The organism is Streptomyces bottropensis ATCC 25435, assembly GCF_000383595.1.
Lineage (GTDB): Bacteria > Actinomycetota > Actinomycetes > Streptomycetales > Streptomycetaceae > Streptomyces > Streptomyces bottropensis.
Window position 1 is genome coordinate 310,425 of the sequence record NZ_KB911581.1, and the last position, 11,313, is coordinate 321,737.

An 11,313-nucleotide genomic window follows, 5' to 3' on the forward strand; every position below is an offset into this window, starting at 1 on the left:
GTCGGTGGCAGTCAGTGACAAAGCCAGGCGCGAGCAGCCGATAGAGAAAGACAGGTAGGCGGTGTCGAGCGGAATCGACTCAGCTGACGTGGAGGAAATCCAGCAGTCCCACTCCGGTCCGGCCACGCAGGAAATTCCTGACGCCACGGCCGCGCCGCACAGGTCGTCGAGGGGTGTCCGTGCGCTGAAATCAGGACTGCGCGCCGCCATGGTCCTGTGCCTGGCGGCGAGTTTCGTCCACGTGCTTCTCGTGTTCCTTCATGTGGCACCGGCCAACACCGTCTCCAAGCGATACAGCCCACTGATCAATGCATGGGTGTACCCCTTCTTCGAACAGAACTGGCGGCTCTTCGCCCCGGACCCCGAATCCGTCAACCGGCAGATTCTGGTCAGAACCGCACGCGCCGGTTCCGGCGGATCGGTTCAAGTGGGCCCCTGGTTCGACCTGACGGCCGTGGATGGTTCCGCGGTCGAACATCAGCCGTTTCCGAGCCATACGGCGCAGAACATGCTGCGCCGTGCCTGGACCGGCTACGTCGACACGCACGGAGGGGACGACAAGGCGCGCACGGAACGCGCCCTGATGATGCGGAAGTACCTGACCAACATCGCCGCGGACCGCGTTGCCGCCCACAGGAGCGGCACCTTCGACTTCATTCAGCTCCGCGTCGTCACACTGCCCATCGACGCGCCCGGCCCCGCCGCCGGCAAGCGCCCGCCGGCTCCGGCCGAGAACCGGCTCCTGCCCTGGTGGAAGGTGACCCGTCATGGAGAATGAGGCGCAGAGGACCGCGTCCGCCGACGCCGACCCGTGGCTCGCCGCCCGGATCGCAACCGTATGGGACCTCCTGACCGGCCGCCCGGTGTCTCTGTACGCCGCGTCGGTGCTGCGCATCGGCTACGGGCTGCTCTACCTGCTCTTTCTGCTGCGAGAGTTCCCGCATCGTGCCGAGATCTGGGGTCCCGGCTCCGCGTGGACGCCCGCCTTGGCACGTCAACTCTTCGAGCAAACAGGGTGGTTCAGCGTCCTGACCCTGTCCGACAGCCGCGCCTACTTCGAGCTCTGCTACGTGCTGGCCCTCGTCACGACCGCGCTGTTCATGCTGGGCTGGCGGACCCGCGTCCTGTCCGTCCTCTTCGCCTTCGTGGTGACCTCGTTCCATGCCCGGGCGGTCTTCATGACGGACGGGGGTGACAACCTGATCCTGCTGATGGCCTTCTACCTGGTCCTGACGGCCTGCGGTCGACGCTGGTCGCTGGACGCGCGCAGGAACAGGCTGAAGACGGTTCGCGCGGGGACCGCGCCGGAACCGGCGGGGCGTCCCTTCACGCTGCAACTCCGCGACGCCCGCACCACCTTGATCACGGTGGTGCACAACTGCGGCATGCTCCTGATCGCGGCACAGGTCTGCTTCCTCTACGGATCGGCCGGCCTGTACAAGGTCCAGGGACCTTCCTGGAGCAGCGGCACCGCACTCCACTACGTCCTCAACCTCGAACTCTTCCGACCCTGGCCCGCACTCTCCCACTTCGTGGACGAGCACACACTCGCTGTCGCCGTCGCCGGCTACATGACCGTGCTCTTGCAGGTGGCCTTCCCGTTCGTCCTCTTCGGCAGGCTCAAGTACCCCGTTCTCGCGATGCTGCTGGGCATGCACATCGGCATCGCCGCACTCATGGGGCTGCCTCTGTTCTCCGGCGCGATGATCGTTGCGGATGCCGCGTTCCTTCCCGACCGCTTCTACACCTTCCTGCCCCACCTCTGCCGACGCGCGATGCGCCGGCCGGACGGACGGCATCCGGCAATTGGACGAGCGGCGGGAGCCGGAACGGTACCCGCGCAAGGCAGGCCCGGTGTGCTCGGCTCGAAGCATCGAGTCGTACTCCCCGAAGGGCGAACGGACAACACGCTCGCCACCGAGCCCGCGTCCCCCCGGACGCCCCCGAAGAGCAGGTGAGTCGGCTACCGAGCTGCACGATGTCGAAGGGGCCCTCGTAGAGGCCGTTCGGCGGTGGGCTTTGCGGTGGCGCGGACCACGCGTTCGGTGGTGGCGCTGACCCCTGCGAGTTGCGCGGACCCCACGACTGCGGCTCTTGAGCGCGGTGCTGTCAGTCCACGTGGGGAGGCCGCCGAGAGCTCATGGTGCGGTTGTGGTGCGCGCTCCACCCACCGGTCTGGAGCATGGGTACTCAGGGGTGCGATGGCCGTCGCCGATGCCGAGGACGGCTTTGTCGAGGAGCTTGTGGTGCAGTGAGCACAGGGGCAGACCGTTGTCGACATCGTCCGGGCCGCGAAGGCCCACCACCGCACGTGCGCGGCTTCCAACCCGACGGGTACGGCGCCGATCCTGCCGTCTGGCCGCAGCAGGCCACTGGTACTCGTAGCCGGTCAGCATCGACTCTCTCCGTCGCATCCGCCGGTCCCGCGAGGTACCGCGGTGGTGCGGGCGAGGCGGTAGACCACAGGCCGACCTGATGCCGCCGGTGCCGCTGTGCGGGGCATCAGGTCAGGGGTGCGCATGCGTGGCGCCTGCGGGCCGCAGTCGTCGGCCGCCGCAGTGCTCGTCGCCGACTACCTCCCCAGTACGGCGGACGCCCTGTGGGGTCCTCTGGCGGCCGTCGCTCCCCGGACGCCCCCCGGAGCGGACGGTTGCGAGGGGGATTACCTCGCCGCCGAGCGCACGAAAATCTGTGGTGGCTGAAGTAGACATTGGGTGGTCCCATGGTTATGGTTTCTCTCGTAGCCCAGAGGGACAGCAGGGCCTGGCAGACACGAACTGCCGGGCAGTAGTACGCAGTTGTTGTTCGCAGGACGGTGCGGTGGTGGAGTCCCGAAGCCAGGGTTGTCGCAGGACGGCGACGGGGCTGACGACCGGACCGGGTGGCCCGCGGTGATCAGGGGCCGCCGTGAGCAGGGCCGCGGTCGACGCGGTGGCAGTACCCGTAAGTGCAGTTCGCGGTATCCAGCAGTGAAGTCAGTGAGCGGTACCTCGGTGAAGGCGTCGGCTGCGGGCGCGCGCATCGGGAGGTTCGGCAGTGGGGTTCCAAGCCAGAGTGGACGCAGGACGGGCGACGGGGCTGGCTGCCGGAGAGTGGCGCTTCGCGAGGCCACCAGTAGTTCGCAGTATCAGCAGTGCCAGCAGTCAGTACCCGTTTGGCAAGTGATTGGTTCAGAGGGAAGAACGGAGGAGCCGAGCGCCATCAGGATCGCCCGGGCGGACGTGTTGGGCCCGGGTACCGCAGGACATCGATAGTGAGGTGGTCTCCGGTCGAGCAACCGCGATCCCCGCGTCCCCGACAGCGTCTCGGTCGGTTCAGCGGACACAGAAGGCCGGCGCAGCATTGGGGCCGGCAGATGGTGTAGCAGTTCCTTCGGGGCCCTGGTGCCGTACGGCACCAGGGCCCCTCCACGCGTTCCACAGAGAGGTGAGATGACAGCAGACGATTCCTTCGGCCGTCTCGACGACGACGATTACCCCGCCTACACCATGGGTCGAGCTGCCGACATGCTCGGCACCACCCCCGGCTTCCTCCGCGCCCTCGGCGAAGCCCGCCTCATCACCCCGCTCCGCTCCGAGGGCGGACATCGCCGCTACTCCCGCTACCAGCTGCGGATCGCCGCCCGCGCCCGGGAACTCGTCGACCACGGCACCCCCATCGAGGCGGCCTGTCGCATCGTCGTCCTCGAAGACCAGCTCGAAGAAGCCCAGCGCATCAACGCCGAGTACCGCAGTGCCGCCTCCCGGCACACGGTCGGCATCTGACCCGCCGTCCGCAGCCAGGGGCCACACCGCACTGATCCGTACTGATCCGTCCATTTCAGAATTCGAGCGCGTGATCACCGAAGACACTCAGCCGCCGGAACACGGTCGCGATCCACGGCCTCGCCCCGGCACCGCTCCCGACGCCCCGCGCACCCTCGCGGTCGATGCGCCTGTCGGCCCAACCGGCCGGCAGGCTGCCGCCGGCCTGGAAGGCGGGGCGGAGCGTGTGGCGGCCGCCCTGAAGCCGAGGATGCGTGGCTGGCTGCACGCCGGCGTGTTCCCCCTGTCTCTGGTCGGCGGCATCGTCCTGATCGCCGTCTCGCGTTCGGCGGCGGCAGTGGCGGCCTGCTCGGTGTACGCGTTGTCGGCCTGCCTGCTGTTCGGTACCAGCGGGGTCTACCACCGTGGAACGTGGGGTCCGCGCGGGGAGGCGGTCCTGCGGCGGCTGGACCACGCGAACATCTTCCTGATCATCGCCGCCACCTACACCCCGCTGGCGGTACTGCTGCTGCCCGCGGACCGGCAGCGGGTGCTGCTGACCGTGGTGTGGGCGGGTGCCCTGGCCGGCATCGCCTTTCGCATCCTGTGGATCGGGGCTCCCCGGTGGCTGTACACCCCGTGCTACATCGCGCTGGGCTGGGTGGCCGTCTTCAACCTGCCCGACTTCGCACGCACCGGCGGCACCGCGGTCGTCGTACTCGTCATCGCCGGCGGTCTGCTCTACACCGCGGGTGCCGTCGTCTACGGACTCAAGCGCCCCGACCCCTCACCGTCCTGGTTCGGCTTCCACGAGGTCTTCCACGCCCTCACCATCGCCGCCTTCACCGCGCACTACACGGCCATCCTCCTGGCAGTCACATGACCGCGGTCGGAGGCAGCCCCAAGCACATGGTGCCTTGGGGTCCCCGACCGCACCTGGTCAGCGAGACTGGTGGGCGAGGGGCCTCCGGTGGAGTCCTGTGCGTCATCGAGCAGTTGAGGAGCCGATGTGACCGCAAGAGGGCCGGACGGCGGGCGGGCCTCTCGCCCTCCCGGGGGCGGGAGTCTCCCGGACAGGGCGATGACTCTGGCCGGGGCGTTGGCGGCGGCGGAGGCCGCGGCGCCCGTGGAGTCGCTCGACGTGGTCGCGCGCATGCTCAAGGAGCACCTCGGGGCTGTGTCGGTGTCGTTCCTCATCACCGACTTCACCGGCGGCTCAGTCGTACGACTGGGGGCGGTGGGCAGCGTCGAGACCGATGAACCCGCCCGGCGGATCATGCTGCGGGGCACCGTGTACGACGACGTGATCCGCACCCAGCGGCCGAGCGTGGCGGAACGGGGCGAGGGCGCGCTGGTGCGCATCGTCGCTCCGGTGACCAACCGCGGGGACGCCATCGGGCTCCTCGAACTGTTCCTGCCCACGGCGCCGGACACGGAGGTGATGCGGGAGATCGGCGAGACCGCCCACGCCCTGGCGTACATCGTCATCGCCAACCGGTCCTACACCGACGTGTACCAGTGGGGCCGCCGTACCGTCCCGCTGAGCCTGGCCGCGGAGATCCAGCACCGCCTGCTCCCGGCGTCGCTGGCGTGCGAGGCGGCGCAGTTCGCGGTGGCCGGGGCGCTGGAGCCGGCCGACCACGTCGGGGGTGACACCTTCGACTACGTGATCGACCGGGACACGGTGCAGCTCTCCGTCACCGATGCCATGGGTCACGATGTCGAGGCCGCGCTGCTGGCCACCCTTCTCGTGGGCGCTCTGCGCCGGGCCCGGCGGGCCGGTGGCGGCCTGGACGATCAGGCCCGCCAGGCCGACCAGGCCATGCGCGAGCACGGCCGCCAGGGGTACGTCACCGGCCAGCTCCTGCGTATCAGCCTGATCGACGGCACAACCGAGTTCATCAACGCGGGGCACCCCTGGCCGCTGCGGATGCGGGACGGACAGGTGCGGGAGATCACTCCGAAGATCGACATGCCGTTCGGCTTCCCCGCTCCTCACAGCTACCGGGTCCAGTCGCTGGACCTGCGGCCGGGCGACCGGCTGGTGATGCTGACCGACGGCATGCTGGAGCGCAACGCAGGCAGCCTCGACCTCTCCGACCTGATCGTGCGCACCCGTGATCTGCATCCCCGCGAGGCGGCCCGCGCACTCATCGCGGCGGTCGTCGACGCCCACCACGGCCGTCTGCAGGACGACGCGACCGTCATGTGCCTGGACTGGCGGGGCGTCGGCCGCTCCCAACGTGTCGCCGCCACCGGAGCCGACCTCACCGACGCCTCCGCCGCGTCAAGGACGGGACGGACCACTCCCGGACGATGAATCTGGGCATGTGCGTGGGGCGAGGGCCCGGCCGAACCACGGCGGCGTAGTCCGGTTCGAGTTCCAGTTCCTCGCACTGGCGGCGGACGATGGTTCGGGCCTTGCGCAGGCCGGTGCCGGGCATGCCGGGGAACAGGTGATGCTCGGGCTGCCGCCGCCGCGGGATGCGCTCGCTGGCTGCCCGCGCGACCGCGGAGAGAGGAAGACGTCTGCTTTCGTCCACCGGTGGCGGCGCAGGCCCTCTGTCCGCATGGGGGCTGCCTGCCAGTCAGTTCTCACACCGTGGCAGGACAGAGCTTCTGGAGCGGTCCGTGCGCTTTCGGGGCAGAACCGGGGCCGACCGGTGAAGAGGGTCCGGCCGATCACTCGATGACGGCCAAGGCGTACCGACTTCTCAAAGCCATCATGGAAACGGCCGTGGACGACGAGCTGATCACGCGCAATCCCTGCCGGATCAAGGGCGCCGGTAAGGACAGGACGGCTGAACGACGCATCGCCGCCGTCGCTCAGGTCGATGCCCTCGCCGAAGCGGTCGGGATGCGTTACCGGCTCATGGTCTACCGCGGTGCGTACGGTCCGATGCGGCCGGAGGAACTGGCCGGCCTCCGCCGCCGAGACGTCGACCTCGACAACCTCCGGGTCCGCGTTCGCCTCGCCGAGCCGGAGCGGATGAACGGGCGGCGCGTCCAGGGCGACACCAGATCCGAGGCGGGCACCCGGACTGTGATCCTTCCCGCGTTCCTCCGCCGGGAGCTCCGCCGGCACCTGGAGAGCTACGCCGAGCCGGGCCCGGCCGGGCTGATCTTCGTCGGGGAGAAGGATGCTCCCTTCCGGCGCAGCACCTTCGGGCGGAAGTGGCGGAAGGCGCGTGAGATCGTCGGCATGTCCGAGGGCTTCCGGTACTACGACCTCAGGCACACGGGGCACACGCTGTCCACGCGCTCCGGGGCCACGCTCAAAGGCACCATGGTCCGCGCCGGGCAGTCCTCGGAGAAGCGGCGCTGATCCATCAGCACTCCGACGACGAGCGGCAAGAAGAGGTCGCCGCCGGGCTGGACGCCACCGTACGGAAGGCGCGGGCCGCTGCCAGGGAGAAGCAGCGCAACGCGGAGGCTGGCGAGCCTTCTGGCACGAATCTGGCACGCGACGAGTGATCACAACGGACAGCAAAAAGGCCCGGGTCTTTGACCTGGGCCTCAGTCATGGAGCGGGTGACGAGAATCGAACTCGCGCTCTCAGCTTGGGAAGCGACGGCGCTTGGGTGGCGGTGTGGCTGCTGACCGGCGTGGATTCGTCGTGCCGGCGTGGCTGCGCGGCCCTGGTCGCACCGCTGTTGACCGTGACTGTCCGCTCATACGGGCACGCTGTGGGCACGGGTCCGAAGAACGGCGGGCGGAGCGGGTGTGCGGACGAGTGTGGCGCTTGACTCTGCTCGTTCGTTCGTCCGGCTCGGGGAGCCTTCGCGAGTGCACTGGGCTCCGGCGCATTACGCCCCTGCGCTCCGGGATCGACTGTCGCGCTTCCCTAGGAACTGCCGGCGCCCGGCCCTGGCTCATTCACGGGTACTTCCGTTGCACTTCCCGCCCCGCGTTTCATCGCCGGCACCACAGGTACCGTCGACTCCCCGATGCAGCGGGTGAGGCTGGACACCGCGTACGGGCACAACTCCGCAGCCACCCGGGATGCTGGCCGGGACCGACCGACCGCCCGCGCTGAGCCGAGCGCCGGGCGTGCGGTCTGCCGGTGCGCCACCGGCGCGGCAGTGAACGACGTCCACCGTGCTGCAGCACACCGGTGTCGCGTGGCCGCGGTGTCCCGCAGCAAGCTTCTTGCCTCGGTTCAGTCGGCCGTGGTCGGGCCGAACCAGGCGGTGAGGGCGGTCCGGAGAGCGGCGGGCTCGGGGGTGGCGCCGGCGTGTGCGGTCCAGGCGACGTGGCCGTCGGGGCGGATGAGGAGCGCGGTGGGGGCGGGGGTGTCGTCGACCGGCCAGACGGGCCAGTGGCCGGCCGTGGACCGGGCCTCGACGAGGTCGACGCGATTGGCCCAGCCCTTGGCCGTGGCCGCCAGTGCGGTGTCACCGCGGAGGTCGAGCAGCACGGGGCGCGCGGTGCGCAGCAGTTCGAAGACGCGACGCCGGCTGTCACCGGTCTTCAGATCGACGTCGGGGACCCGGCGGCCGGTCAGCGGGTGGTCGCCGCTCCTAGGGTGGCGGAGGTCCAGCGCGGTGATCATGCCACCCAGCGTCCGAGTGGCCGGCCAGGGTCTTCAATCCGGCGGCGTTGGCCTCAATGACGATCTCGCCGCCCAGGTTGCGGACCTTGATGCGGCTGGCCTTTCTTGCACTGGCCCGGGGCACACGATCTGCTCACGCTGCTGTTGACCGTCGCCCAGGACGACGGGCCGGCCTTGTCGCAGGCGGACCGGCTTGCGCGGGAGATCGCCGCACGCATCCCGTCAGAGACCTGACTCCGCCTGCGACAGCGGCCGTGAAAACCGTGTGACGGCAGCGCGATGCGGCCGAGTGCGCAGATTCAGCCAGGCTGTTACTCACTTACGGGTGACGGGCCAGATCCTGATGGGGTGGCGTGCTGCGGCGATCAAAAGGCACGGCCCCGCTCCCGCTACGGCGGATCATCTATCGAGACGTCAACCTCACACATACGAGATATAAATGGACGTTACAGTCAACAGTCACGGAAATGTGGGCAATAGGTAACACCGTCCATGTTTTCCCCTCAATTCCTGCACGCGGTGGACAGAGTGTGGTCAGCGGCCAAACCGGCCGCCACCGCACACCGCACCGACTCCCACGGTGGCTCACAAAGGTCGCCATCGCAGGGAGGGTGCCCGCACCATGCAGGGGACTCCATGTCTGCTTCCTCTCTCATCACCGCCCGCCGCCTGGTTGCTGCTGTGCTCGCGGCCGGCGCTGCCATCGGGGTGGCGGCGCTGCCGGCACCGGCCGCCGACCACGACCGCAGCGCCCGCCCGAAGGTGGAGATCTCGGCCGTCCAGTACGACTCCCCGGGACACGACGACCGCTCGCGCCGGTCGCTGAACAGGGAGTGGGTGGAGCTGACCAACACCACACGCCGTACCGTCAACCTCGACGGCTGGACTCTCGAAGAAGACGAGGACGGCCACACCTACACCTTCGACCACTACCGCCTGGCCGGCCGCGCCACGGTCCGCATTCACACGGGCGAGGGCCGCGACACCCGCACCGACCTCTTCCAGGACCGCCGCAACTACGTGTGGGACAACCGCTCCGACACCGCCACCCTGCGCAACGACCGCGGCCGCTTCATCGACAACGAGTCCTGGGGCCACAACCGTCACCACGGCGACAACCGCCACCACGGCGACAACCGCCACCACGGCGACAACCGCCACCACGGCGACAACCGTCACCACGGCGACAACCGTCACCACGGCGACAACCGTCACCACGGCGACAACCGCCACCACGGCGACAACCGCCACTGACCACTCCCACACCGCGCCGGTGACGTCTAAACGCCCCACCCACGCGTGTGCATGAAGCATCGGCGCGACCGGCCAACTCCACGGGCCGGGCGCGCCGCCTCCCCCAGTGATCCAGACGATCAGCGTTCTGGCACGAATCTGGCACGCGACCGCTGACCACCACGGACAGCAAAAGGCCCGGGTCTCTGACCTGGGCCTTAGTCGTGGAGCGGGTGACGAGAATCGAACTCGCGCTCTCAGCTTGGGAAGCCACGGCGCTTGGGCGGGCTCTAGGGCTCTGACCTGCCCATATGCCTCCTCCCTGAGGTGCTCGTGGGGGTGCATCGCACCGCTGTTGACCGTGGTTGTCCGCTCTAACGGGCACGCAATGGGCACGACACCGCGGATCGGCGGGGTATTGGGTGAGAGCGAAGGCCGATGCCTCGGTTTCGGCTTGCTCGGCTGTCTGCTCCAGCAGTCTCGTCGCGAGTGCACACACTTGATGCGTTTGGGGTTAACGGATCAAGCCCAGGCAGCACCTCGGCGGGGGTCACGGTCAGGAGCCGAGAACCCTGCGCTTCTGCTCCTCGAACTCCGCATCGGTGAGCACCCCTTGGGCTTTGAGTTCACCGAGTTCCTTCAACTGGGCGATCGTGCTGTTCGAGTCGTCGGCCGACTGGGTGGGAGGCGGTGGTGCCGGGGCTGCGTCGGGCGGCTCGGCGGCCTGTTGCTCGGCCCAGCGGCCCTGTTGGCGTCGTGACACTCGGTTGGAGACGGCGGTTGCGGTTCCGGCGACGACGGCTGTGCGTGCGACCCCTCGGATCAGACCTGGCATGTTTCTTCTCCCTGGTGCTGGTACTGGCTCCTGAGGCGGCCCTGGCTCCGTAGGCGAGATCGTTTGGCTTCGGAGGTGGACCGATCAGTTCAGGACTCCGGCTCGGCGAACCCGGCTTCGAAGGAAGAGCCCGGTTCGTCCGCGTCGAGCGCGGCCACGAGGGCTTCGCCCGCCGCTACTACCTGGACCATCTGCCGCCCCAGGTCCAGTCGGAGGCCGCGGCGGCGGCCGTGTTCGACACCTTGCTGAACTTCCTGAAGGTCAGCCTGCGCACGGCGATCGTGCTCGGCGTCGTCATCGCGCTCGGCGCCTATTCCGTCGGCCCCGGAAGGCTGCCGCTCGCCGTCCGGGGCACATCCGAGCGCGCTGCGGACTCCGCCGCGCGGTGGGCGTACGGCCACCAGGTCCGCACCGGCCGGGTGGGCGCGTGGGCCCAGGCCCACCGCCGGTGGATCGCGCTGACCGCGCTGCTGATCGTGGCCCTGGTCTTCGCGCTCTGGAACCATCCGACGGTTCTGACCATCCTGCTGCTCGTCGTCATCCTGCTGGTGCTGCTCGCACTGCTCGCCCTCCTCGCCGCCTCCGGCCGCGCCGCCGCCGTCGACGCCGAGCGGGTGACACCACACCGCCCGGAGAGCGGTGAGTGACGTCCTTCCCACGCTCAGGCGTGCCAGGTCCTCCAGGCTCGTACCGTGTCGGCGGCCAGGTCTCGCGTCCGGCCGACAGCGGCATGATGTGTCCGACCCGGTGATCCCTTTCGGCGCGGGACGGGGTCCGTGCCGGCCGTACGCCGCGTGCGCGCGCTGTTCACCGCGACGGCCGCGGCGGCTCCGGGTGAACGCACGGTTCCGGTGAGCCGGCGTGCCGCCGCGGGCCTGGAAGGTTCGGGCTGCCAAACCTCGGCCCGCGAGGACTAACCCGGACCTTGTCGGTGGCACTTCCGTGCGCTC

The 11,313-nt window shown here is 69.3% G+C and carries 10 protein-coding genes and 2 pseudogenes; 9 read left to right on the top strand and 3 right to left on the bottom strand.

All coding sequences use genetic code 11. The features are described from left to right. Nucleotides 1–88: 88 nt before the first annotated feature. Both STRBO_RS0101365 and STRBO_RS0101370 read left to right on the top strand, forming a co-directional pair. Nucleotides 89–778: a DUF5819 family protein gene (locus tag STRBO_RS0101365; protein WP_005483460.1), complete on the top strand. Its 690-nt coding sequence runs from the start codon at nucleotides 89–91 to the stop codon at nucleotides 776–778. Beyond that, complete coding sequence (locus tag STRBO_RS0101370) at nucleotides 768–1,958, top strand: HTTM domain-containing protein (RefSeq protein WP_005483462.1); 1,191 nt, start codon at nucleotides 768–770, stop codon at nucleotides 1,956–1,958. The genes STRBO_RS0101365 and STRBO_RS0101370 overlap by 11 nt, the downstream gene beginning before the upstream one ends. Nucleotides 1,959–1,963: 5 nt before the next feature. Here the strand turns inward: STRBO_RS0101370 and STRBO_RS45810 are convergent. Then, nucleotides 1,964–2,426, bottom strand: a pseudogene (locus tag STRBO_RS45810) (HNH endonuclease); the annotation flags it as partial. A 1,005-nt stretch (nucleotides 2,427–3,431) separates the two neighbouring features. Between STRBO_RS45810 and STRBO_RS0101375 the strand changes: the two are divergent. From STRBO_RS0101375 to STRBO_RS39805, 4 genes and pseudogenes are all read left to right on the top strand, one after another. Further along, nucleotides 3,432–3,764, top strand: coding sequence for a helix-turn-helix domain-containing protein (locus STRBO_RS0101375; RefSeq protein ID WP_005483467.1), 333 nt, complete (start codon nucleotides 3,432–3,434; stop codon nucleotides 3,762–3,764). Nucleotides 3,765–3,834: 70 nt separating this feature from the next. Continuing rightward, entirely contained in the window at nucleotides 3,835–4,626 is a 792-nt protein-coding gene (gene trhA, locus STRBO_RS39800; RefSeq protein WP_005483468.1) for a PAQR family membrane homeostasis protein TrhA, read from the top strand. Nucleotides 4,627–4,824: 198 nt separating this feature from the next. Further along, nucleotides 4,825–6,063, top strand: coding sequence for a PP2C family protein-serine/threonine phosphatase (locus STRBO_RS0101385; protein ID WP_005483471.1), 1,239 nt, complete (start codon nucleotides 4,825–4,827; stop codon nucleotides 6,061–6,063). Between the two features lie 375 nt (nucleotides 6,064–6,438). After that, nucleotides 6,439–7,217: pseudogene (locus tag STRBO_RS39805) on the top strand (tyrosine-type recombinase/integrase); the annotation flags it as partial. A 685-nt stretch (nucleotides 7,218–7,902) separates the two neighbouring features. On the opposite strand, the gene STRBO_RS0101395 reads toward STRBO_RS39805, so the two are convergent. Then, nucleotides 7,903–8,295, bottom strand: a complete 393-nt coding sequence (locus STRBO_RS0101395; protein ID WP_005483474.1) for an aromatic-ring hydroxylase C-terminal domain-containing protein — start codon at nucleotides 8,293–8,295, stop codon at nucleotides 7,903–7,905. Nucleotides 8,296–8,400: 105 nt separating this feature from the next. Here STRBO_RS0101395 and STRBO_RS45815 point away from each other — a divergent pair, with 105 nt between their 5' ends. Beyond that, nucleotides 8,401–8,529, top strand: a complete 129-nt coding sequence (locus STRBO_RS45815; protein ID WP_005483476.1) for a DUF6417 family protein — start codon at nucleotides 8,401–8,403, stop codon at nucleotides 8,527–8,529. A 402-nt stretch (nucleotides 8,530–8,931) separates the two neighbouring features. Further along, nucleotides 8,932–9,549 (top strand): lamin tail domain-containing protein, encoded by a 618-nt coding sequence (locus STRBO_RS0101405; protein WP_028796411.1) that lies wholly within the window; start codon nucleotides 8,932–8,934, stop codon nucleotides 9,547–9,549. 535 nt (nucleotides 9,550–10,084) lie between these two features. Here the strand turns inward: STRBO_RS0101405 and STRBO_RS0101410 are convergent. Beyond that, on the bottom strand, nucleotides 10,085–10,363 hold the full coding sequence (locus tag STRBO_RS0101410) for an SHOCT domain-containing protein (protein WP_005483479.1): 279 nt from the start codon (nucleotides 10,361–10,363) through the stop codon (nucleotides 10,085–10,087). A gap of 230 nt (nucleotides 10,364–10,593) precedes the next feature. On the opposite strand from STRBO_RS0101410, the gene STRBO_RS0101420 reads away from it, so the two are divergent. After that, nucleotides 10,594–11,010, top strand: coding sequence for a hypothetical protein (locus STRBO_RS0101420; protein WP_005483480.1), 417 nt, complete (start codon nucleotides 10,594–10,596; stop codon nucleotides 11,008–11,010). The last annotated feature ends 303 nt before the right edge of the window (nucleotides 11,011–11,313 follow it).